The sequence below is a fragment of the Sandarakinorhabdus sp. FBCC-B8862 genome (genome assembly GCF_059745315.1).
Genome location: NZ_CM185574.1, coordinates 2,708,864 through 2,734,232 on the forward strand (window position 1 = coordinate 2,708,864; position 25,369 = coordinate 2,734,232).

11 protein-coding genes are annotated in these 25,369 nt (G+C 66.3%); 9 read left to right on the forward strand and 2 right to left on the reverse strand.

What is annotated here, in order from left to right:
* Window positions 1-75: 75 nt before the first annotated feature.
* Window positions 76-2,019, forward strand: a complete 1,944-nt coding sequence (gene dxs, locus AC6BOR_RS13110) for a 1-deoxy-D-xylulose-5-phosphate synthase (RefSeq protein ID WP_498058827.1) — start codon at window positions 76-78, stop codon at window positions 2,017-2,019.
* A 7-nt stretch (window positions 2,020-2,026) separates the two neighbouring features.
* Here dxs and AC6BOR_RS13115 read toward each other — a convergent pair whose 3' ends face one another.
* Entirely contained in the window at window positions 2,027-3,460 is a 1,434-nt protein-coding gene (locus AC6BOR_RS13115; RefSeq protein WP_498058828.1) for an MFS transporter, read from the reverse strand.
* A gap of 137 nt (window positions 3,461-3,597) precedes the next feature.
* Between AC6BOR_RS13115 and AC6BOR_RS13120 the strand changes: the two genes are divergently transcribed.
* Complete coding sequence (locus tag AC6BOR_RS13120; protein ID WP_498058829.1) at window positions 3,598-4,371, forward strand: GDSL-type esterase/lipase family protein; 774 nt, start codon at window positions 3,598-3,600, stop codon at window positions 4,369-4,371.
* A gap of 6 nt (window positions 4,372-4,377) precedes the next feature.
* Here the strand turns inward: AC6BOR_RS13120 and AC6BOR_RS13125 are convergent, their stop codons facing one another.
* The gene (locus tag AC6BOR_RS13125; protein WP_498058830.1) at window positions 4,378-5,268 is read right to left on the reverse strand and encodes a LysR family transcriptional regulator; all 891 of its coding nucleotides are present in this window, start codon (window positions 5,266-5,268) and stop codon (window positions 4,378-4,380) included.
* 108 nt (window positions 5,269-5,376) lie between these two features.
* On the opposite strand from AC6BOR_RS13125, the gene wrbA reads away from it, so the two are divergent.
* From wrbA to AC6BOR_RS13160, 7 genes are all read left to right on the forward strand, one after another.
* Window positions 5,377-5,976, forward strand: a complete 600-nt coding sequence (gene wrbA, locus AC6BOR_RS13130; RefSeq protein WP_498058831.1) for an NAD(P)H:quinone oxidoreductase — start codon at window positions 5,377-5,379, stop codon at window positions 5,974-5,976.
* A gap of 33 nt (window positions 5,977-6,009) precedes the next feature.
* Window positions 6,010-6,861: a 3-methyl-2-oxobutanoate hydroxymethyltransferase gene (gene panB, locus AC6BOR_RS13135; RefSeq protein WP_498058832.1), complete on the forward strand. Its 852-nt coding sequence runs from the start codon at window positions 6,010-6,012 to the stop codon at window positions 6,859-6,861.
* A 75-nt stretch (window positions 6,862-6,936) separates the two neighbouring features.
* A complete protein-coding gene (locus AC6BOR_RS13140) occupies window positions 6,937-7,662 on the forward strand; it encodes a tetratricopeptide repeat protein (RefSeq protein ID WP_498058833.1) in 726 nt (241 codons plus the stop codon).
* 10 nt (window positions 7,663-7,672) lie between these two features.
* Window positions 7,673-9,016 carry a PQQ-like beta-propeller repeat protein gene (locus AC6BOR_RS13145; RefSeq protein WP_498058834.1) on the forward strand — a complete coding sequence of 448 codons (1,344 nt, stop codon included), beginning with the start codon at window positions 7,673-7,675 and terminating at the stop codon, window positions 9,014-9,016.
* A gap of 60 nt (window positions 9,017-9,076) precedes the next feature.
* Window positions 9,077-10,474, forward strand: a complete 1,398-nt coding sequence (gene der / locus AC6BOR_RS13150) for a ribosome biogenesis GTPase Der (RefSeq protein ID WP_498058835.1) — start codon at window positions 9,077-9,079, stop codon at window positions 10,472-10,474.
* A gap of 23 nt (window positions 10,475-10,497) precedes the next feature.
* Entirely contained in the window at window positions 10,498-11,127 is a 630-nt protein-coding gene (gene maiA, locus AC6BOR_RS13155) for a maleylacetoacetate isomerase (protein WP_498058836.1), read from the forward strand.
* A gap of 222 nt (window positions 11,128-11,349) precedes the next feature.
* Window positions 11,350-25,284, forward strand: a complete 13,935-nt coding sequence (locus AC6BOR_RS13160; RefSeq protein ID WP_498058837.1) for an autotransporter-associated beta strand repeat-containing protein — start codon at window positions 11,350-11,352, stop codon at window positions 25,282-25,284.
* Window positions 25,285-25,369 lie beyond the last annotated feature (85 nt).

The window sequence follows — 25,369 nt, forward strand, 5'->3', positions numbered from 1 at the left end:
GACACTGTTGATGACAGGGCTTGCCAACATGGCTAAGGGGAACCCCTTAAGTCACCAGCCACGCGAGCCGTTCTGATGAAGCTTGAAACCCCGCTCCTCGACCAGGTCAACATTCCCGCTGATCTGCGCAAGCTGGAGCCCGGGCAATTGCAGCAGCTGGCCGACGAGCTGCGGCAGGAGATGATCCACGCCGTGTCCTACACCGGCGGGCACCTCGGGTCCGGCCTCGGCGTTGTCGAGCTGACCGTCGCGCTGCACTATGTGTTCAACACGCCGGAAGACAAATTGGTGTGGGATGTCGGCCACCAGGCCTATCCGCACAAGATCATCACCGGCCGGCGTGACCGTATCCGCACGCTGCGCCAGGGCGGCGGCCTTTCCGGCTTCACCAAGCGCAGCGAGAGCGAATATGATCCGTTCGGCGCCGCGCACAGCAGCACCTCGATCTCGGCCGCGCTCGGCTTTGCCATCGCCAACAAGATGATGAACCAGCCGGGCCGCGGCATTGCCGTGATCGGCGATGGCTCGATGTCGGCCGGCATGGCCTATGAGGCGATGAACAACGCCCGGCAGGCCGGCAACCGCCTGATCGTCATCCTCAATGATAACGACATGTCGATCGCCCCGCCGGTGGGCGCGCTGTCGTCCTATCTGTCGCGCCTGCTGTCCAGTCGCAAGTTCCTGGAACTGCGCGAATATCTGAAGCAGATTTCCGGCCGCGTGCTGCCGCCGCCGCTGCAGAAGGCCGCCGCGCGGGTGGATGAATATGCCCGCGGCTTTGCCCAGGGTGGTGGCACTCTGTTCGAGGAACTGGGCTTCTACTATGTCGGCCCCATTGATGGCCACAACATGGACCATCTGCTGCCGGTGCTGGAAAATGTCCGCGATGCCGCCGAAGGCCCGATGCTGATCCATGTCGTGACGCAGAAGGGCAAGGGCTATGCCCCGGCCGAGGCGAGCGCCGACAAATATCATGGCGTGGTCAAATTCGACGTGGTGTCGGGCACCCAGCACAAGCCGAGCCCCAAGGCGCCGGCCTATCAGAATGTCTTTGGCGACATGCTGATCGAGGAAGCCAAGCGCGACCCGACCATCTGCGCCATCACCGCCGCCATGCCGTCGGGCACCGGGGTGGACCGGTTCGCCAAGGCCTTCCCGGACAAGAGCTTTGATGTCGGCATCGCCGAACAGCATGCCGTCACCTTCGCGGCTGGTCTGGCCGCGCAGGGCATGCGGCCGTTCTGCGCCATTTATTCCACCTTCCTGCAGCGCGCCTATGACCAGGTGGTGCATGACGTGGCGCTGCAGAATCTGCCGGTGCGCTTTGCCATCGACCGCGCTGGCCTGGTCGGCGCCGATGGTGCCACCCATGCCGGCTCGTTCGACATCACCTATCTGTCCACCCTGCCCAACATGGTGGTGATGGCGGCGAGCGACGAGGCCGAACTGGCCGACATGGTGCACACCGCCGCCGTGTACGACGATGGCCCGATCGCCCTGCGCTATCCGCGCGGCGAAGGCACCGGCGTTGCCATCCCGGCGACCCGCACGCGGCTGGAAATCGGCAAAGGCCGCATCGTGCGCCAGGGCAACAAGGTCGCCATCCTGTCGCTCGGCACCCGCCTCGCCGAGGCGCTGGCCGCTGCCGATACGCTGGATGCCAAGGGTCTGTCGACCACCGTCGCCGACATGCGCTTTGCCAAGCCGCTCGACATGGCGCTGATCCGCAAGCTGGCCGCCACCCACGAGGTGCTGGTGACGATCGAGGAAGGCGCCATCGGCGGCTTTGGCGGCCATGTCCTCACGCTGGCCAGCGATGAAGGCCTGCTCGATGCCGGGCTGAAGGTGCGCACGCTGCGCCTGCCGGATGTCTATCAGGATCATGACGCGCCGGCCAAGCAATATGCCGAAGCCGGTCTGGATGCCGCCGGCATCGTGCGCACCGTGCTGGATGCCCTGCGCCACAACAGCGTGAACGCCGTGGACGAGGGCGATCTGGGCGGCGCCGCGCGGGCCTGACCGCCGGTCAGGCCCGGTGCCGCTCGGCCAGGGCCTGCAGATTGGTCTCGTGATCGGCGCGGCTGAGGCGATAGCGCGAGACGGCGATGATCATGCATGTCCACACCAGCCAGATGGCGGGCACATAGGTCGCGCCCAGCCGCCACAGGCTGTCGGACCCGACCTTGTCGGGGCTGGCGCCGGTGGGAAATTCCGCCAGGGTGAGCACGAAGCTGGCTGCCATGACGCCCAGGCCCTGCACCGATTTGCGGATGAAGGTGTTGGCGGCAAAGAAAATGCCTTCGTTGCGCTTGCCGGTGCGCACTTCGGCGGCCTCGACCAGATCGGCCAGCATGGATGCGCCCAGCGTCTGGAAACAGATGATGAGGCCGACATCGACCATGGTGACGACCAGCACGATCCACAATATGGCCGGATCGCCGTTGGGCGGCAGCAGCCCGAACAGCCTGAGGATGATCGGCAGCGGCAGGATCAGCCCAGCGAGCAGACCGATCACCACCGCGCCGCGCTGCTTGCCCAGCCGGCGGGTGACCAGCGGGGCCAGGCCGGCGCCAATCGCGGCGGAGGCAAACACCGTCATGGTGACCAGCCCGATCTGCTGCGACGACAGGCCCCAGAAATAGGCCGAGAAATAGAAGCTGAGGCTGGACGAGATGCCGGCCGCGATGGCGCCGAACATGTTGGCGAGGAACAGGGCGGTGAAGTCGCGGTTGGCCAGCGTGTGGAAAATCTCCCGGAAAATCGCCTTGAGGCCCAGGCTGCGTGCGGGCGGCGCGGCGCGCAGATGCTTGATATGGCCGTGGGTGCCGATGGCCGATACCAATATGGCCACCAGGATCAGGGCCGAGGCCAGCATGCCATAGAGCGCATAGGCATCGCGGTTGAACTGGCCGTTGGGGATGGCGGGCGTCGCAAAGGCCGGGAAGATCAGGGTGAAATTCGCCACCGTCATGATGCTGCCGATCACCCAGGCAAAGAACAGCCTGAGGCCGAACAAGGCGCTGCGCCCGTCATAGCTTTTCGCCAGTTCCGGTGTGAGCGCGGTGCTGGGCGTTTCATAGAAGGTGATGGCGGTGCGGATCGCGATGGCCAGGATCAGCAGATACCAGAACAGCGCGCCCTGGCTCCAGCCCACCGGCGGGTTCCAGATCAGGAAATAGGTGCCAGCGGTGGGAAGGGCCGAGGCATAGAGGAACGGATGCCGCCGCCCCCAGCGCGAGCGAAAATTGTCCGACCAATAGCCGACGATGGGATCGCTGATCGCGTCAAACACCAGCGCGATGGTCAGCGCCAGGCCAACCAGCCGGGCATCCAGCCCGATGACCTGGCTGTAGAACAGCAGCAGGAAATAGCTGAAACCGCCATCCTTGATGCCATAGGCCCCGGCGCCAAAGCCAAAGGCCAGGCGGGTGGCCAGCGTGGGCTGGTCGGCTGTTGCCATCGGATCATCCCCTGCGGCACTATCGGCCGCTCGGCCGCACTATCAGGGGCTTGGGGCCGGCTGTAAAGTTGCGGCTGGCCAGAACCCTGCCATAGTGGCATGAACAGGCAGGGGGTGCGGCAATGGCGCGATGGGTGATGATGATGGCCGTTCTGGTCGCGGCGGCGCTGCCCGGCGCGACGCAGGCCCAGGCCCGCTTCCAGGCCGAACTGCCGGCGCCGCGGGTGGATTATTGGCAGAAGCGCGCCGCCGATATCAGCCAGCAGCTGGCCAGCACGCCGGATCTGCGCCCGGTCCGGCTGTTGTTCGTCGGCGATTCCATCACCGATTTCTGGCACCTTGATGCCAACCCCTGGCTGCCGGGCCGCTTTTGCGGCCGATCCGTGTGGGATGAAAGTTTTGGTGGCGCGGTGCCGGCGCTGACCGCCCTGAACCTTGGCGTGTCGGGCGATCGCATCGAACATGTGCTGCACCGGTTGCAGCCGGCCGCCGAAGGCGGTGCCGGCTGGTTGGACCGGACCGATCTGCAGCCGGATGTCGCGCTGGTGATGCTGGGCATCAACAACAGTTTCGATGCCGAAACGCCCGCCGATGCCAGCATCACGCGCGGCATCATCGCCGTCGTGCGCCGCATCCGCGAACGCAAGCCGCAGGCGCGCATCATGATCCAGTCGTTGTTGCCAACCGATGACGATGCCAAGAACCGCGCCGTGGTGCAGCCGGTGAACCGGGCCATGCAGGCCTTTGCCAGCCAGATGCCGGGGGTGCGCTTCATCGATCTCTATCCCGATTTCGTTGATGGCGCCGGCCGCCAGCGCCGCGACCTGTTCAATGATGGCCTGCACCCCAGCCGCGACGGCTATCGCCGCTGGCGCGACCGGCTGCTGGCCTTGCTGAACCCGCCCGCCTGAAGCGGATCAGCTGCCGCCCTTCGCCAACCAGTCCATCAGCCAGCAGGCGGCCGGGCCGGGGGTGTGATCGGGACGGTGCAGCAGCTCGATGGGATAAGTCGTCCCCGGCCAATCCGGCAGCTGCAATTGCACCAGCGTGCCGGCAGCCAGATCCGCCGCCACCATCGGCACCGGCATGTTGCCCCAGCCCGCCCCGCTTTTCAAAAGCGCGTGCTTGGCGCTCATGTCGCCCAGCCGCCAGCTGCGCGGGGACAAAACGCCGAAATCCTTGCCTTCAGTGAGGCGGGAGCGATCGGTGAGCACCAGCTGCAGATGGCGTTGCGCCTCGCCGGGCGCGATGCCGGCGCGGGTGAGGGGGTGGCCGGGGGCGGCCACCGGCACAAGCGGCACGCCGGCCAGGCTGCGCCGCACCAGCCGGTCGTTCACGCCATCCAGCGCGCCGCCAATCGCCAGCGTGGCGCTGCCGTCGAACAGGCGGGCCTGCACCGCGCCCAGCGCCTCCACATGCAGCCGCAGCGCCAGGGTGGGAAAGCGCGCCTGCAGCGCGGTGAGCGCCGCCACCAGCGTTTCGATGGGGAACATCACGCTGACCGACAGCGACAGCTCCGCCTCCTGCCCTTGCGCCAGCGCCGCGACGCCGGCCTGCAGCGCACTCACATTGCCCAGCGTCTCGCGGGCATGGGCCAGCACCAGCCGCCCGGCATCGGTGAGGGCCGGGCGGCGGGTGGTGCCCCGGGTGAACAGGGCGAGGCCCAGCTGCGCCTCCAGCCCATCGAGCTGATAGGCGATCACCGAGGTGGCGCGGCCGAGCGCCCGGCCGGCGGCGGCCATGCTGCCCTGATCGGCAATGGCAACCAGGACGGCCAGCTGATCGAGCGTGGGCGTGCCCACTTTCATATCGATAATCCTGAACAGTGATTTCGATATTATCCAGATTTTCAGGAAAAAGGCGAGAGCCTACACCAGCGCCCATGCCGGATGCCCGGCGAGATGGGAGTGACGACAATGCCGAAAGTCCTGGTGCTTTATTATTCCACCTATGGCCATATCGAAGCGATGGCCAATGCCATGGCCGAAGGCGCCCGCGCCGCCGGCGCCCAGGTTGATGTGAAGCGCGTGCCGGAAACCGTGCCCGAAGCGGTGGCCAGCGCCAATCATTTCAAGCTGGATCAGGCCGCCCCGGTGGCCAGTGTGGATGATCTGCCCAATTATGATGCCATCATCGTGGGCGCCCCCACCCGCTTTGGCCGCATGCCCAGCCAGCTCGCCGCCTTTTTCGATGGCGCCGGCAAGCTGTGGGCAACCGGCGCGCTGAACGGCAAGGTGGGCGGTGCCTTCACCAGCAGCGCCACCCAGCATGGCGGCAATGAAACCACCTTGTTCTCGATCATCACCAACCTTTTGCATTTCGGCCTGACCATTGTTGGCCTGCCCTACAGCCACCAAGGCCAGATGCGCGTGGACGAGCTGGTGGGCGGTGCCCCCTATGGCGCGACCACTGTGGCCGGCGGTGACGGCAGCCGCCAGCCTTCCGAAACCGATCTGGCCGGCGCCCGCCACCAGGGCGAACTGATCGCGAAGACCGCCGCCAAGCTGTTTGGTTGAGATATCATGGCCGGGGGCGTAAAGACCCCGGCCATGAGCACGACCTTCACGCTTGATACCAGCACAAGCCGCGCCCATCCGGTGCCGGAACCGGTGCGGCGGTTGACGGTGCCGGCGATTGCGAAGCGTAAGGGTGCGGAGCCAGTGGTGATGCTCACCGCCTACACCGCGCGCATGGCGCAGCTGCTCGATCCCCACTGCGATCTGCTGCTGGTCGGCGATTCGCTGGGGCAGGTGATCTATGGCCTCGACACCACGGTGAAGGTCACGCTGGAGATGATGATCGCCCATGGCGCCGCCGTGGTGCGCGGCAGCTATCGCAGCGTGGTGGTGATCGATCTGCCGTTCGGCACCTATGAGGAAAGCCCGGAGGCTGCCTATCGCACCGCCGCCCGGGTGCTCCGCGAAACCGGGGCGGCGGCCGTGAAGCTGGAGGGCGGCGCGGTGATGGCGCCGACCATCCGCTTCCTGGTGGACCGCGGCATTCCGGTGATGGCGCATGTCGGCCTCACGCCACAGGCGGTCAATGCGCTGGGCGGCTATGGCGCCCGCGGCCGCAGCGAGGCGGAACGTGCCAAGATCCTGAACGATGCCCAGGCCGTCGCCGCCGCCGGCTGTTTTGCCATGGTGGTGGAAGGTGTGGTCGAAGGGCTGGCCATCGACATCACCCGCTCTGTCCCCTGTGTTACCATCGGCATTGGCGCGGCGGCCGAATGTGATGGCCAGGTGCTGGTGGTGGACGACATGCTGGGCATGTTTGATCGGGTGCCGCGCTTCGTCGAGCGGTTTGACGATCTCGCCGGCCGCATTTCGGCCGCTGCCGCCGATTATGCCGGCCGGGTGCGCGCCCGCCAATTCCCGACCGAGGCGCAGCTTTATCGCTGAGGCTTTACCTGTGCGGCCACATCGGGCATTCACCCGCCGGCAATATCGGCGGTGCCACACCGTCTTGTCCGGAGCATGATCACCTTGGCCAACACCCCCGCCAGCCCTGAAGATGCCTTTCTGCGCGAGGTCGACGAGGAATTTCGCCGGTCCGAATTGCTGAAATATTGGCAGCGCTATGGCCGGATCGGGATTGCCGTGCTGGTGCTGGCGCTGGCCGCGCTCGCCGGCTGGCTCTATTGGCAGGACCGGCAGGAAAAGGCCGCCGGTGCGGCAGGCCAGGCGCTGAGCAAGGCGATCACCCAGCTGGAAGTGGGCGAGGGCGCCCGCGCCCGCCCGGTGCTGGAAGCGATGACCCGCGATGGCCCCGGTGCCTATGCCGGCCTGGCCCGCATGGTGCTGGCCAACGACACGCTGGCCGGTGGCGACAAGGCCAAGGCCCGCGGTCTCTATGAAGCCATCGCGGCCGACGGCCAGTTGCCGCAGACGCTGCGCGATGCCGCGCTGGTGAAGGCGGTGCGGGTGGGGTTTGACCAGATGGCGCCCGGCGAGGTGGTGGCCAAGCTGAAGCCGCTGGCGGTGCCGGGCAACCCGTGGTTCGGCGTGGCCGGCGAACTGGTGGCGGTGGCGCATGTGAAGGCCGGCAAGCCCGAACAGGCCAAGCCGATCCTGATCGCCATGGTGAAGGATGAAGAAATGAGCCCAGGCCTGCGCAGCCGGGCAGCCCAGCTGGCGATTGCCGTGGGCGTGGACGTGGGCGCGCTCGGCATCGGCCAGGCGCCGGCCGGTGCGGCGCAGTGAGGAGCAGGGCGTGAGTGAAGCCAACCGGCGCGGATTGCGCGCTGTTTCCATCCTGCTGATCGCCAGCCTGGCGCTGGCCAGCTGCGGCGCATTCAAGAAGGCCAGCAAGCGGCGCACGCCCACGCTGGGCGAACGCATCCCGATCATGGCGTTTGAAACCCGTGCGGAGGCCGAAGCGGAGTTGAAAGACACCGCCATTGTGCTGCCGGCGGCCGAAACCAACGCCGATTGGGCCCAGCCCGGCGGCTCGCCGGCCAAGGTCGGCGGCCATCTGGCGCTGGCCGACAAGCCGGTGGAAGCCTGGCGCGCCAGCATCGGCAAGGGCAGTAGCGGCACCGCCCGGCTGAACGCTGCGCCGGTGGTGGGCGGCGGCAAGGTCTATACGATGGACATTCTTGGCCAGGTCCGCGCCTTTGATGCCGACACCGGCCGCGTGGCCTGGTCAGCACAATATCGACAGCCCAAGCGCAGCGTGCGCCCGGCCTTTGGCGGCGGCGTTTCCTATGGCGATGGCCGTGTCTATGCCCTCACCGGCTATGGCGTCGCGGTTGCCTATGATGCCGAAACCGGCAAGCAATTGTGGGATCGTGCCCTGGGCCAGCCGCTGCGCGGGGCGCCGACGGTGGCTGGCAACCGCATCTTCGCCGTCAGCCAGGACAATCAGCTCCACGCCCTCAATGCCACCACTGGCGAACTGTTGTGGACGGTGACGGGCACGGTTGAAATCGCCGGCATCCTGGGTGTGGGCGCGCCGGCGGTGCAGCTCGACACGGTTGTGGCCGGCTTCTCGTCGGGCGAATTGAACGCCCTGCGCGCCGAAACCGGCCGCAGCGTGTGGCAGGATCAGCTGGCGCGCACCGGCCGCTCCACCGCCATGGCGGCACTGGCCGACATTGATGGCTCGCCGGTCATCGATCGCGGCCGGGTTTATGCGGTTGGCCATGGCGGCCGCATGGTCGCGCTGGAAATGGCCACCGGGCAGCGCGCCTGGGAACGCAATTTCGCCGGGGTGTGGACGCCCTGGCTGGCCGGCGAATTCATCTATCTGGTGACGGTTGATGGCGAGGTGCTGTGCATCACCCGCAGCGAGGGTAAGGTGCGCTGGGTGCTGCGCCTCGATCAATATCGCAAGGCCAAGAAGAAGAAGGATGCCATCCAGTGGGCCGGCCCGGTGCTGGCCGGTGAGCATCTTTGGGTGGCCGGCTCGAACCGGGAACTGATCGCGGTGGATCCTTATGAGGGCAAGCGCACCGCCACCATCAAGCTGAAGGCGGCGGCCTATCTGCCGCCGGTGGTGGCCGGCGGGCGGCTTTATCAGCTGACGGATGACGGCACGCTGACGGCCTATCGCTGATCTTGTCGCCCGCTTGGGTGGCGCTTGGCCCCGCGCGCTGGTAAGGCCGGCGCGATGAGCATGACCAGCGTTCTTGATATTGATCCCGATGCCCCGCGCGTGGCCATCGTGGGCCGGCCCAACGTGGGCAAATCCACCCTGTTCAACCGGCTGGTGGGCAAGCGCCTGGCGCTGGTGGACGATCAACCCGGCGTGACCCGCGACCGCCGCGAAGGCCGCGCCAGCCTGTTCGATCTGGATTTCGTTGCCGTTGACACCGCCGGCTTTGAAGACGGCAGCGACGAAAGCCTGTCGGGCCGCATGCGCGCCCAGACCGAGGCTGCGGTGGGCCGCGCCACTGTTGCCGTGCTGGTTTATGATGCGCGCGCCGGCATCACGCCGCTCGACCGCCATTTTGCCGGCTGGCTGCGCCGGCGCGGTGTGCCGCTGGTGCTGGTGGCCAACAAGGCCGAAGGGCTGCAGGCCGAAGCCGGTTTGAACGAAGGCCATGAACTGGGCCTGGGTGAGCCCATTGGCCTGTCGGCCGAACATGGCCTTGGCCTTGCCGATCTCTACCAGGCGCTGGCCCCGCATCTTGAGAAAGAGCCGGAGGCCGAGGCCGAACCGGCCGAACTGGCTGAGAGTGACGATGCACCGGAACCGCCGCCCGGCCCGCTGAAGATCGCCATCGTCGGCCGGCCCAACGCCGGCAAGTCCACGCTGATCAACCGGCTGCTCGGCGAACAGCGGCTGGTCACCGGCCCCGAAGCCGGGATCACGCGCGATTCGATTGCGATTGATTGGGAATTTGATGGCCAGCCGGTGCGGTTGGTTGATACCGCCGGGCTGCGCAAGCGCGCGCGGGTGACGGAAAAGCTGGAGAAGCTGTCTGCGGCCGACACCAAGCTGGCAGTGGACTTTGCCGAGGTGGTGGTGCTGCTGCTCGATGCAACGCAAGGGCTGGAATCCCAGGATCTGCGCATTGCCGACATGGTGCTGTCCGAAGGGCGGGCGCTGATCATCGCGCTCAACAAATGGGATGTCGCCGCCGATCAGAGCCGGCTGTTCAACGGTGTGCGCAAGGCGCTGGACGAAGGGCTGAGCCAGATCAAGGGCGTGCCGCTGCTCACCTGTTCGGGCGCCACCGGCAAGGGGCTCGACACGTTGATGAAGGTGGCATTCGAAACCCGCCAGCGCTGGTCGCGCCGGGTGCCGACCTCGGCCCTGAACCGCTGGTTCGAAGCTGCCCTGTCGCGCAACCCGCCGCCGGCGCCGGGCGGCATCCGCATCAAGCTGCGCTATGCCACCCAGGTCGCGACCCGGCCGCCCACCTTCGTGGTGTTCGGCAACCGCACCGATGCGTTGCCCGCCAGCTATGGCCGCTTCCTCACCAACAGCCTGGCCGCCGATCTGGACTTTGGCGGCCTGCCGATCCGGCTGAGCTTCCGCGGCGGGCGCAATCCCTTCAACAAGGGCTGAACAGGCAGACGGGGAGACATGCCGTGGGCACGCTGGTTCTGCACGATTATTGGCGGTCCAGCGCGTCCTGGCGGGTGCGGCTGGCGCTGGCAGCCAAGGGGCTGGAGTCGACACGCCTGCCGGTCAACCTCGTCGATGGCGACCAGCGCAGCCCCGCCCACCTGGCCCGCAACCCGCAGGGCCTGGTGCCCGTGCTGGAGCATGGGCACCTGGTGCTGAGCCAAAGCCTGGCCATCCTCGAATATATTGAGGAAAGCTTTCCAGAGCCCCCGTTGCTGCCGCCGGATCCGGCCGGCCGGGCCCTGGTGCGCAGTGCAGCGATGGTGATTGCGGCCGAAGTCCACCCGCTCGGCAATCTGCGGGTGCAGCGCTGGCTGCGCGGCGAAATGGGCCAGGATGATGCCGCCGTCACCCGCTGGCTCCACCACTGGATGGCCGACGGACTGGGCACACTGGAGGCCTTTGCAGCCCGTTATGGCGACGGCCAATTGTTTAAGAATAGCATAACGATTGCCGATCTTTGCCTCGTGCCGCAGCTTTATAATGCCCGTCGCTTCGGGCTTGAGCTCGGTCTCTGGCCGCGGTTGCTGGCGGCTGAAGCGGGCGTATTGGCCCAGCCATGGGTTGCCGACACAATTCCGGTGCAACCGTAAATTTCTGGCTAACCAATGATTATGGACGATTTTTTCGCAACCGCAGCAGTTGCATTTCCGTAGGTTTTGAATAGAGTTCCGGCCAACAGTGCCATCAGTTTGTCCTCGGGGGATAGCATGTCGAACGTTACGCAGAGCCGCGAAGCCGTGATTCTTAACGGTGCTTTCGGTGGAGAGAGCCGGTTTGCGAAGGGTGTGAAGGCGCGGCGAATCGGGCTGACCATGGCAGCTGCCATGCTGGCCGGCACCGCGCTGGTTCCGGCGTCGGCCGTGACGTTCGATGTGAATGGCGTGACGGTCACCGTCACCGATTTCGTCGGTGCCCCGATCAACGGGGCGGACACCATCCTCAACGATAATGCGACGCTCGGCACGCTCCGTGTCAATGCCAACACTCCCCTCGTCTTCGGCGGCACGCTGACTGACGGCGCCGGCCGCCTTGCCTTCACCAAGGCCGGCAGCAGCACCCTCACGCTGACGGGCACCAGCACGCACACGGGCAACACCTCGGTCACCGCCGGCACGCTGATCCTGGGTTCCAACACGGCATTGTCGGCCGGTTCGATCTTCGGCGTCGCCACCAATGGCGTGCTCGACATGGCGGGCTTCAATGCGACCGTGGCCGGTCTGACCCTCAGCGACGGCACCATCACCAACACTGGCCTTGTCCAGTCGGTGCTGACCATCGATAACCCAACCAACACCAACTATGGCGGCACGATCACCGGCGACATCGCCCTGGTCAAGACGGGCGCTGGTGAGCAGACCCTGTCAATGGCATCCACCTTCACTGGTGGTGTCACCCTGCAGCAGGGCCTGATCCGCATTGGTGCCGACACGGCGCTGGGCACCGGTGCGCTCTCGGTGACCGGCAGCGGCACGCTCGCCACCACCACTGCCAGCCCGATCCTGAGCGTTGCCAACGCCATCAACGTGGCCGCAGGTCAGGTGCTCACCGTGGCCCCCGGCCCGGCTGGCGCAGAGCTCACGCTGAACGGCGTGATTTCCGGCGATGGCGGCATCGCCAAGACCCGCTCCAACGTGCTGATCCTGAATGGCGTCAACGCCTACACCGGCGGCACCGAACTGAACGGCGGCACGCTGCGGCTGGGCAATGCCAATGCGCTAGGCACCGGTGCGCTGTCGGTCACTGGCACCACCACCCTGGCGCAGGCTGATGCGGCAACCAGCCTGACCATCGCCAACGCCATCAACGGCACCGCTGGCCTCACCGTGCTCACGCCGGATGCTGGCCAGACCTTCACGCTGGCGGGCAACATCAACACCACGGGGGCCTTCACCCTTGGTGCCGGCACCGGCGGCACGGTGGCGCTCACGGGTTCCAACGATTTCAACGCGGGCCAGGTCCGCGTGAACAATGGCACGCTGCAGATCAATGGTGCGGCGGCCGTCAACAATGCCAGCCTGCGCTTTGTCGGCGGCACCAAGTTTGACGTGACCGATGCTGCGCCGGTTTCCATCGCCGGCAACGTCGTGCTCAATGGCGACATCAGCATCACCAGCGCCGGCACGCTGGAACTGGACGGCGTTGTGTCGGGCCCCGGCGGCATCACCAAGACCGGCACCAGCACCCTGGTGCTGACCCGCAACGGCAACAGCTTCACGGGCGCGATCACCATCGACGGCGGCCGCCTGGAGGCTCGTTCCGGCGGTGCGCTCGGCGGCGGCGCGGCGGCCATCAACCTTGCCAATGGCACCACGCTGGCAGTTGGAACGGCGGTGCCCGCCGGTCTGGTCACCAACAGCGGCCGCGCAATCAACATTGCCGCTGGTGGTTCCGCGACCATCGATCTGCTCGGCAATCTTGCCACTTTCCAGTTCAGCGATGCCACTGGTCTGGCGATCATCGACGGCACTGATCTCACCCTCAACAACACGATCACCGGCGGCACGCTGAATATCGTGGGCGGCGGCCGTGTTCGTCTGGCTGCGGCCAACACGCTGGAAGCCCTGTCCATCGATCATGCAGCCGTTCGCGTCCAGGATGCCGGTGCGCTCGGCACCGGCCAGATTACCGCCAACGAAGCCGGCCTGAACTTCATTTCGGGCGCGGCGGTCACGCTGAACCAGAATATCCTGGTCCAGGGCGCGCTGGTGGTGCTCGGCACCGATGACGTCACCATCAACGGCGTGCTCTCCAACCGCAGCGCCGTGCCCGGTGAAGAAGGCTTCCTGGCCAAGAATGGCACCGGCACGCTGCGTCTGACCGCTGCCAACACGATTGACAGCGTCCGCTTCTCGGATGGCCGCATCGTCGTCAGCAACAACGCGGCGCTGGGTCAGAATGACGTCACCACCACCGATTTCGCTGGCACCACCCGCACGCTCGAGGCTGGCGTTGATGGCCTGAACATCGCCAACAACATCGCGCTGACCGGTCCGCTCTCTGTTGATACCGCCGGCAACACGCTCACCTTGGGCGGCACCGTCTACAACAGCGGCTCGTTGGTGAAGACCGGCGCCGGCAGCCTCGTGATCACCGGCAACAACACCTATACGGGCGGCACGGTGGTCAACACCGGCACCGTCGTGGCCGGCAGCGACACTGCCTTTGGCACCGGAACGGTCGACCTGGGCAACGGCACCACGCTCGCCCTGCCGACCGAAGTGATCGGCGGCCGCACGCTGGCCAACAATTTCACGCTGGGCAACGCGACGATCGCCACCGGCACCAACCAGCTGACTCTGTCGGGTGTGCTGAGCGGTGCTGGCACCGTGGCCAAGACCGGCACCGGCACCCTGCTGCTGACCGGTGACAGCTCCAACATCGTGACGGGCTTCACCGGCGCGTTCAACCTGCAGGAAGGCACGCTGCGCCTCAATGGCAGCATCGCTGGCGATGTCACCGTGCAGGCCGGCGCCTCGCTGGTCGGCGCCGGCACGGCGGCCGGCACTGTCACCCTCAACGACACGTCCGTGCTCGCTCCGGGCAACAGCCCCGGCACGCTTACCTTCGGCAATCTGGTGCTGGCCAACGGCACCAACCTGAACTTCGAACTGGCCGGCATCGCCGGCGTTCCGGGCACCGATGCCGATCTGATCGTCGTCAACAACAACCTGACCCTGGATGGCGTGCTCAACATCACGCCGCTGGCCGGTTTCAATGTCGGCGTCGGCAACCGGACGCTGATCACCTATGGCAACCTCGTTGCCAACAACGGCCTGACCATCAGCAACCCGGCCCCGGTTGACGTGACCTACACGATCCTGGCCGGCCCGGTGGCATCTGGCCCCGGTGTCGTGCAGCTGAATGTCGCCTTCACCGGCACCTATCGCTGGGATGGCGCCAACCTGGTGCCGAACGGCGTGATCGATGGTGGTTCGGGCACCTTCAACCTGACCAACACCAACTTCACCAACAGCGACGGCACCTTCAATCTCGCCTATGGCAACAACGCCACTGACGATATCGAGTTCGGCGGCACTGCCGGCACCGTTGATGTCGCCAGCGCGATCAACTTCGATCAGATGGGCTTTGTCACCACCGGCTATGTGCTGGGCGGTGTCGGCTCGTTCAACGCCAACAATTCGGCGATCAACGTTGGCGGCAATGATGCCCGCATCAACACCCAAATCGTTGGCGGCGTGCTGGCCAAGAATGGCGCCGGTGCGCTGACCCTGGCCGGCGGCAACAGCTTCAGCGGCTTTGACATCAATGCCGGCACGGTCGTCGCCGCCAGTGACACTGCGCTGGGCGCCGGCAACGTCGCCATGGCCGCCGGCACCACGCTTGTCGCCGAAGGCAACCGCACGCTGGCCAACAACATCGGCCTGGCCGGCTCGGCCACCTTCGATGCCGCCACCAATGATCTGGTGATCAACGGCGCCGTTGGCGACACCGGCCCGCTCAACATCATCTCCACGGGCGGCACCGGCACCCGCGATGGCCGCGTGTTCCTGAACGGTGTCAACACCTACACCGCCGGCACCAACGTCACCGGCAGCAGCGTCATCATCGGCGCCGACTCGGGCCTGGGCGCCGCGGGCAGCCAGCTCACCCTGAACGATGCCGAACTGCGCACCACCGCCACCTTCACCAGCACCCGCGGCATCACGCTGGCGGGCGCCGTGGCTGATACGATCAATGTCGATGGCGGCACCACCTTCACCGCCAATGGCGTCGTGGACGGCGCACAGGCCCTGCAGAAGATCGGCGACGGCACCCTGGTGCTCGGCAATGCCGGCAACAGCTATGCCGGCGGCACCATCATCAATGCCGGCACCGTTTCGGTTGCCAGCAACGGTGCGCTGGGCGCGCTGGGTGGCGGCGTCAGCTTCACCGGCAACTCAACGCTGCAGTTCACCGCCAACGTCACCTCGGCCCGCACGGTCGGCATCGATGCCGGTGTGACCGGCACGATCGACACCCAGGCCAATGATGTGCGCCTGAATGGTGTCATCTCGGGCGCCGGCAGCCTCACCAAGATCGGTGACGGCCGCCTGACGCTGACCGGCACCAACACCTATGCCGGTGGCACCAACCTGAACGCCGGCACCCTGCGCATCGATGACGGCAACGCCATCGGCAGCGGCCTGCTCACCACCCAGGATGGCACCACCTTCGTCGCCGGCCTTTCGGCTGGTGCCGGGACCATCACGCTGGGCAACAACATCAACCTGGCCAGCGGCCAGACCACCATCGATCTCAACGGCAATCTGCTGATCATCAACCCGGTCACCGGCGCGGTCAGCACCAACGGCACCCGCCTGGTGCTGAACGGCACCATCACGGGCCCCGGTGGCTTCACCACCAGTGCGCTCACCGCCGGCCAGATCGTCATCAACGGCAACAACAGCTTCACCGGTGATGTGAACCTGAACAGCGCTGTGGTGGTGGTGAACAACGACAACGCCCTCGGCGTTGGCAACACCGTCAACATCAACGCCGCCGCGGGCATCCGCAACAACACCGGCGGCACCACCCGCACCATCGGCAGCAACGTCGCGATCAACGATCCGAACGCCACCGTTGGCGGCAACGGCAACCTGGTGCTGACCGGCGTCCTGTCGGGCGCTGATGTCAACGTCTTCAACAAGGTCGGCCTGGGCACTGTGACCCTGGCCAACGCTGCCAACACCATCTCCTCGCAAATCGAGGTGGCGCAGGGCGAACTGGCAGTCACCGGCAACCTGACCGATGCCAACCAGCTGACCAACGTGCGCGCCGGCGCCACCCTGTCGGGCACCGGCACCATTGCCGGTATTGTCGAAGTGGCCAATGCCGGCGTGCTGTCGGCCGGTGTCGGCGGCAACGGCCAGACTGGCAAGCTCACCATCGGCACCCTGCTGCTTAACGAACAGTCGTCGCTGGTCTTTGACCTGGGTGACAATTATGTCCTCGGCGGCCCGCTGAACGACACGGTGTCGGTCACCAACCTGCGTCTGGGCGGTCGTCTGACCGTCCGCGAATCGGTTGGCGGCAGCTTCGGTCTCGGCGTCTACAATCTCTTCACCTATCAGGGCGCGCTGCTCGCCGGTTCCACCAACGTGCAGGTGCAAACCCTGCCGGGCGCCTTCACCGGCCTGGTGCAGACGCTGGTTCCGGGCCAGGTCAACCTGATCGTCACCGCGCCGGGCACCTTCGTCCAATATTGGGATGGTGCCGATGCGTCTGGCAACGGTGCGGTCAATGGCGGCTCCGGTACCTGGAGCGCCAATGGCTCCAACTGGACCGGCCTGCCCGACAGCCAGCTGAACACCAACTGGTTCAACAACAGCGTTGCTGTGTTTGGCGGCACCGCCGGCACCGTCACGCTGGCCCAGCTGTTCGCGGCCCAGGGCCTGCAGTTCGTCACCGATGGCTACACGCTGACCGGCGGCATCCTCGACAACCAGAGCACCGGTGTCGGCACCGGCATGTTCGTGTCGACCGGCGCCGGCATCACCGCCACGGTGAACAGCACCCTCCAGGGCGATGGCATCCTGTTCAAGCAGGGCGCCGGCACTTTGGTGCTGGGCGGCACCAACAGCAACTTCTCCGGCGGCACCCAGGTGCAGGCCGGCACGCTGCAGCTGAACACCGCGCTGGCCGCCGGCACCAACAGCATCGCGCTGCTGGGCGGCACCACGCTGGCCAATGGTGGCGGCACGCTGACCATTGCCAATGCGGTGAGCACCACCGGCTCCAACAGCATTGACAGCGGCGCTGGCGCCTTCACGCTCACCGGCGTCCTGTCGGGCAACGGCTCTATCGTGAAGACCGGCACTGGCACCCTCACCCTGTCGGGCGTCAACACCTACATTGGTGGCACGACCATCGATGCCGGCACGCTGGCAGTGACCAACAACAGCAGCATCGGCATCGGCGCGCTGACCATGAACGGCGGCACGACCTTCCAGTCGGCCGCGGCTGGTCTCAGCTTCGCCAACGCGGTGACGCTGAATGGTCTGGGCACCATCGATACGCAGGGCAATGAACTGACCCTGTCGGGCAACATCACCGATGGCGGCATCTCCGGCACGCTGGTGAAGATCGGCAGCGGCAACCTGAACCTGCAGGGCACCAACAGCTACAGCAACGGCACCAACCTGAACGGTGGCAGCATCACGGTGTTCAACAACGCCTCGATCGGCACCGGTGCGCTGGCGATGGCCGGCGGCACCAGCCTGATCGCTGGCGCTGATGGCATCACGCTGGCCAACAATGTCAGCACCGCTGGTGTGGGCACCATCGCCACCGGTGCCAACACGCTCACCCTGGGCGGCGTCATCTCCGGCGCTGGCTCGATCAGCAAGACCGGCACCGGCACGCTGGTGCTGAACGGCGCCAACAGCTACGCTGGCGGCACTGCGCTGACGGCTGGCGCCATCACAGTGGGCACCAACACCGCGCTGGGCACTGGCGGTCTGGTCATGAGCGGTGGCACCACGCTGAACGCGGGTGTTGCTGATCTGGCTCTGGCCAACGCCATCACCACGCAGGGCGTCGGCACGGTGAACACCGGTGCTTTCACCTTCACGCTCAACGGCGTGATTGATGGCGCGGGCTCGATCACCAAGACCGGCACCGGCAACCTGGTTCTGAATGGCGCCAACAGCTACAGCGGCGGCAGCAGCATCAACGGCGGCACGGTCACCGTTGGCACCAACACCGCGCTGGGCACCGGCGCTGTCACCATGGCTGACGGCACCACGCTGGCCAACAACGCCAACAACCTCAATGTGGCCAATGCCTTCACCATCGGCAATGTCACTGTGGCCACCGGCGCCAACAGCTTCACCATGTCGGGCCCCATCGGCGGCGCTGGCCTGTTGACCAAGACGGGCGCGGGCAACCTGATCCTGTCGGGCAGCAACAGCTACAGTGGTGGCACTGCGCTCACCGCGGGCACGTTGACGGTGACCAACAACAACAGCATCGGCACCGGCGCGCTGACCACGACCGGCGGCACCACGCTGCAGGCTGGTGTGGCCGATCCGAGCAACGGTGCGTCCATCACGCTGGCCAACGCCGTCTCGCTCGGCGCTGGCACCACCACTGTCGATCTGCAGGGCACCTTCTATGCCGTGACAGTGACCGGTGCGGTCTCCACCAATGGCAGCGGCCTCACCCTGAACGGGGTGGTGTCGGGTGCCGGCGCACTCAGTGTGACCGACAATGGCCGCCTGAACCTGAATGGCGCCAACACCTACACCGGCGGCACCACGCTTTTGAATGCGGCGATCTTTGTCGGCACGGATACGGCGCTTGGCACCGGTACGCTGGCGATGTCGAGCGGTGTGCTGTCGAACGACAGTGGTTCGCTGCGCACGTTGGCCAACAATGTCACGCTGCTCAACAATTCCGTGGTGAATGGTCCGGATGACATCACGCTGAATGGCGTTGTCAGTGGCGGTGGCGCACTGCTCAAGGCCTCTACCTCTACCCTCACGCTGAATGGCGCCAACGACTACACGGGCAACACCCGCCTGTTCGGTGGCCGCATCACGGTGGGCACCAACACCGCGCTTGGCACGGGTGCGCTCGACGTCCAGGCAAGCTCTGGTCAGACGACCACGCTGGCGGCAGGCACGACTGGCCTGGCACTTGCCAACAATGTGCTGCTCCAGCCGACAGCCAACCTGATCGTGGAAAGCGGAGCCGGCATCTTCACGCTGAACGGCGTGATTTCCGGCGACGGTTCGCTGACCAAGATCCAGTCGGGTACGCTGGTGCTGAACGGTGCCAACAGCTACACCGCCGGCACCACCCTAAACGCTGGCACGATCCAGGTCGGCACCAACACCGCGCTGGGTACCAACACGCTGGCGATGGCGGGTGGCACCACGCTGCAATCGGGTGTGAACAACCTGGTTGTGGCAAACAACATCACCACCGCGGGCGTCGGCACCATCGACACCCAGGCCAACACCTTCACGCTGAACGGTGTGATCTCGGGTGCCGGTTCGATCACCAAGATCGGCAGCGGCAACCTGGTGCTGAACGGTGCCAACAGCTACACCGGCGGCAGCAGCATCAACGCAGGCACGGTGACGGCGGGCAACAATGCGGCCTTCGGCACCGGCCTGGTGACGATGGCCGACGGCACGGTGCTGGCCAACAACACCAACAACCTGGTGATCGCCAACAACTTCAGCATCGGCAATGTGGAGGTCGCCACCGGCGCCAACACCTTCACGATGTCGGGCACCATCGGCGGCGCTGGCCTGTTGACCAAGACGGGTTCGGGCAACCTGATCCTGACCGGCAACAACAGCTACACCGGCGGCACCGCGCTGACCGCAGGCACTATCACCTTCAACACCAACACCTCGTTCGGCACCGGCACGATCACCACCACTGGCGGCACTTCGCTGGTGGCTGGCGTGAACGATCCGTCGAACAACCAGGTGCTCACGCTGGCCAACAATGTGGTTCTGGGTGCGGGTTCGACCAATCTTGACCTGCAGGGCACCACAATCAGCGCGCCGAACGCCGGCGGTGTTGACGTGAACGGCACCATTCTCACGCTGAACGGCGTGGTCTCGGGTGCCGGTGCACTGAACGTGTTCGATAACGGCCGTCTGAACTTGAACGGTGCCAACAGCTATGCCGGCGGCACCACGGTCACCAGCGCAGCCGTCTACGTCGGCAGCGACACGGCGCTCGGCACTGGCGCGGTCACCAGCAACTTCATGGTGTTGGGCAATGACAGTGGCGCGCTGCGCACCCTGGCCAACGCCTTCACCCTGAACGACCTGACCGTCGTCACCGGCCCGAACGACATCACGCTGAACGGTGTGATCGGCGGCGCTTCCGGTCTGGTGAAGACCTCGGCCAGCACCCTGACGCTGAATGCTGCCAACAACTTTGGTGGCAGCACCAGCCTGGTTGGCGGCCGCATCACGGTTGGCAACAACCTGGCGCTCAGCGGCGGCCAACTGACCGTGTTCAACGATGTGAACCCGACAACGCTGGCGGCCGGCACCACCGGTCTGGCGCTTGCCAACAACGTCGTGACCTTCGCTGGCAGCAACCTGATCGTGGAAAGCGGCACCGGCACCTTCACGCTGAACGGCGTGATCTCCGGCGACGGCTCGCTGACCAAGATCCAGTCTGGCACGCTGGTGCTGAACGGCGCCAACAGCTACACTGGCGGCACGGCCCTGAACGCTGGCACGATCCAGGTCGGCAACAACACCGCGCTGGGCACCAACACGCTGGCGATGGCCGATGGCACCACGCTGCAATCGGGTGTGAACAACCTGGTTGTGGCCAATGCCGTCACCACCGCGGGCGTTGGCACCATCGACACCCAGGCCAACAGCTTCACGCTGAACGGCGTGATCTCGGGCGCCGGTTCGATCACCAAGATCGGCAGCGGCAACCTGATCCTGAACGGCGCCAACAGCTACGCCGGTGGCACCGCGCTCAACGCCGGCACCATCACTGTGGGCACCAACACTGCGCTGGGCAGCGGCCGTCTCACGGCGGCTGGCGGCACCTCGCTGGTGGCCGGTGTGTCTGGCCTGAACGTCGCCAATCTTATCACGCTCAACGGGGGGCTGACCGTGGATCCGTCCACCGGCACCTTCCAGCTGTCGGGCGACATCGATGGCACCGGTGGTCTCACCAAGATCAACACCGGCACGCTGATCCTGTCGGGCACCAACAGCTTCGCTGGCGGCGTCAACCTGAACAGCGGCACCATCCAGGTGAACAGCAACAGTGCCCTGGGCACCGGCGGTCTGGTCATGGCTGATGGCACCACCTTGCTGGCGGGTGCTGACAATCTGGCGCTCGCCAACGCGATCACCACGCTGGGCAACGGCACGGTCAACACCCAGGCCTTCACCTTCACGCTGAACGGCGTGATTGGCGGCGCGGGCTCGATCACCAAGACCGGCACGGGCAACCTGGTGCTGAACGGCCTCAACACCTACGCTGGCGGCACGGCGCTGAACGCTGGCACCATCACGGTGGCAACCGACAGCGCACTTGGCACCGGCACGCTGACCATGGCCGGCGGCACCACGCTGACCAGCGCAGTCAACGTCGGTCGCATGCTGAACAGCGAGAATGTGCGCGTCTCCAACGCCATCGTTCTGTCGGCTGGCGTGACGGTTGCCACGGGCACCGGTCTGGCGCTTGAACTGGTCGGTCCGATCTCGGGTGGCGGCAGCATCACCAAGACCGGCAGCGGCCTGTTGGTGCTGAACGGCAACAACAGCTTCAGTGATGGCGTCAGCCTGACCGAAGGCACTCTGCGGACCGGCAGCAACACGGCGCTGGGCACCAGCTCGCTCACCACGTCGGCCGGCACCACGCTGCAGAACGGCGTTGCCGGTGTGACCCTGGCCAATGCCATCACCGTCGGTGGCCCGTTGACCATTGACACCCAGACGTTCGGCTACACGCTGAATGGCGTGATCTCCGGCACTGGCCCGATCACCAAGATCGGTACGGGCAACCTGACGCTGGGTGGCACCAACAGCTTCACTGGTGGCGTCAACCTGAACGTCGGCGGCATCACGCTTACCAACAGCAGCGGCCTCGGCACTGGCACATTGACCACTGCCGCCGGCACCAGCCTGACTGCCGGCACCAACCTGACGCTGGCCAATGCCATCGCGATGGGCGGTGCCTTCACCCTCGACACCGCTGCCAACACGGTGACGCTGAATGGCATCGTCAGCGGCGCGGGCCCGTTGAGCAAGGCTGGCAGCGGTAACCTCGTGCTGAACGCCGCCAACACCTATACGGGCGGAACGGCGCTCAACGCCGGCACCATCACGGTGGCCAACGACAGCGCGCTGGGAACTGGCGCCCTCACGATGGCTGGTGGCACCACCTTGACCAGCGCGGTCAACGTCGGTCGGGCGCTGAACAGTGAAAATGTCCGTGTGTCGAACAGCATCACCCTGGCCGGCAATGCCACGGTTGCTGCGGCCACGGATCTGGCCCTTGAACTGGTCGGTCCGATCTCCGGCACTGGCAGCCTGACCAAGACCGGCACCGGCCTGCTCGTGCTCAACGGCACCAACAGCTTCACGGGCGGCGTTGCGCTCACGGCCGGCACCCTGCGCACCGGCGGCAACGCCGCGCTGGGCACGGCTGGTCTGACCACTTCGGCTGGCACGACGCTGCAGAACGGTGTCAACGGTGTTGCCTTGGCCAATGCAATCTCGGTCGGCGGCGCGCTGACGATCGACACGCAGGCCTTTGGTTACACCTTGAACGGCGTGATCTCCGGCTCGGGCCCGATCACCAAGATCGGTTCTGCGACGCTGATCCTGAACGGTGCCAACACCTACACGGGCGGCACCGCCCTGAACGGTGGCACCATCCGCATCGGCACCGGCACCGCGCTGGGCACCGGCGCGCTGGCGATGGCTGCCGGCACCACCCTGCAGTCCGGCGCGGCTGGCCTCACGGCCAACAACGCCATCAGCATGGCTGGCGGCGCCACGGTCGATGTGAACGGCAATGTGCTGACCCTTGGCGGCGTCATCTCGGGCACCGGCCCGCTGTCGGTCATCGACAGCGCCGCCGCGACCACGGATGCGCTGATCCTCACTGGCACCAACACTTACACCGGCGGCACGGTTGTGACCGGCACCACGGTGCAGGTTGCGGCGGATGCCAACCTCGGCAACACCAGCGGCGGCATCACCCTGGTCGGCGGTGCCCTGCGCACCACCGCCAGCTTCACCACCGCCCGCACGGTGGCGTTGGGCACGGGTGGCGGCACCATCGAAACCGCCACCGGCACCACCCTCACCACCACCGGTGTGGTCAGCGGCACGTCGCTGACCAAGGCCGGGGCGGGCACGCTGGTGCTGAACGGCGTCAACACCTACACGGGTGGCACCGCGCTCACCGCCGGCCAGATCACGGTTGGCACCAACAGCGCGCTGGGCACCGGCACCCTGACGATGACGGGCGGCACCACGCTGGCCGCCGGCGTCACCGGCCTCAACACGGCCAACGCCGTGGTGACCCTGGGTGCTGCCACCATCAACAGCGGTGCCAGCCCGGCCACCTACACCATCAGCGGCGTGATCAGCGGCGCTGGCAGCGTCACCAAGCAGGGCACCGGTGTGCTGACGGTTTCGGCCGCCAACACCTACACCGGCGCCACCACGGTGGCCGCTGGCACCCTGAACGTGACCGGCAGCCTGGTTTCGGCCGTCACCGTCAACAGCGCCGCCGCTCTCACCGGCAACGGCACTGTGGGTGCGCTGAACGTGCTGGCGGGCGGCTCGGTGAACCCCGGCGCGCCGGGCTCGACCGACACTGCCACGCTGACGGTGACCGGTGCTGCGACGCTGGCTGGCACCTACACGGTGAACCTCACCCCGTCGGCCAACGATCGCATCAATGCTGGTGGCGTCCTCACCCTGGGCGGCACGCTGGCTGCGGTGCCGGTGGTTCCGGGCAACTTCGTCACCTTCAACCAGACGTTCACGGTGGCGACCGGCGCCAGCCGCACGGGCACCTTCGCCAGCGCGACCGGCCTCGATCAGTTCGGCATCGCCTTCAACCCGGTGGTCGAATACACCGCCACGTCCGCAAACATCCGGCTGGCACCGCAAAGCCTGGTCACCCTCGGCAACCGCTTCGGCGGCATCTCCGGCAACCAGCTGGAAGTGGCGAACGCCTTCGATCGCGCCGTGGCAGCGGGCTACAACCCGCAGGCGTTCTTCAACGTCTATGCCAACGGTGGCAGCAACCTGCCGCGCACCCTGCGTGAAATGTCGGGTGAACAGCGGGCGACCGAACGGCGTGTGGTGCTCGACAGCAACCGCACCATCCGTGAAGCGGCCCTTGATCGGCTGAACAACGGCATCGCCTCCATGGGCGGCCAGCAGGTGTCCAAGTCGGACGGCGAAAACTCGCTGACCTTCTGGCTGCGCGGCGCCGGTTCGTGGGGCAAGGCCCAGACCAACGGTGCGGCCACGGCCTTCACCAGCGAACAGCGCGGTGTCCTCACCGGTCTGGACTGGAAGGCCAACGGCATCACCGTCGGTGGCATGTTCCACTACACCAGCACGGATGTGGAATATCGGGTGCTGGGTGGCAGCTCGAACGTCGAAACCGTCGGTGGCACCGTCTATGCCGGCTATCGCAAGGATGGCGGCCTGGTGGTGAACGCGGGCGGCACCGTCGCCGGTTCGCGCAGCAATGGCGCCCGCGCCATCACGCTGCCAACCTTCCAGCAGACGCTGCAGGGCCGCACCAATGGCACGACCTACGGTCTGTTCGGCGAACTGGCCTGGGATCTGGCCGGCTCGGCGGATACCCGCATCGAACCGTTCGCTCGCCTGAGCTATGTGAAGGCGGACTTCGGTGGCCTGGTTGAAACCGGCGGCGTCGCAGCGCTGACCGCGGCCAAGCAGAGCAGCGATGTCACCATCACCAACCTCGGCATGCGCTTCGGTGCCAATGTCGCCAGCGGCAAGGTGGCGCTGAACGCCAGCGCGTCGTGGCAGGGCACCAGCGGCGACCGCGATGCGCTGACCGTGATCGGCATCCCGGCTGTCGGCCAGAACGGCAACATCCGCTCGGTGCAGATCGATCGTTCGGCGCTCAACATCACCGCCGACGCCGGTGTGAACCTGTCCGACTCGATCCGCTTCAGCCTCGGCTACTCGGGTCTGGTCGGCAAGCGCAACGACGACCATGGCGCCCGCGCCACCCTGAACTTCGCCTTCTAAGCCGCGAAGCCAAGGGCCAACAGAAAGGCGGCGGTTCCTTCGGGAGCCGCCGTTTTTCGTTGCGGCAATCCGCCTGTCATCCTTG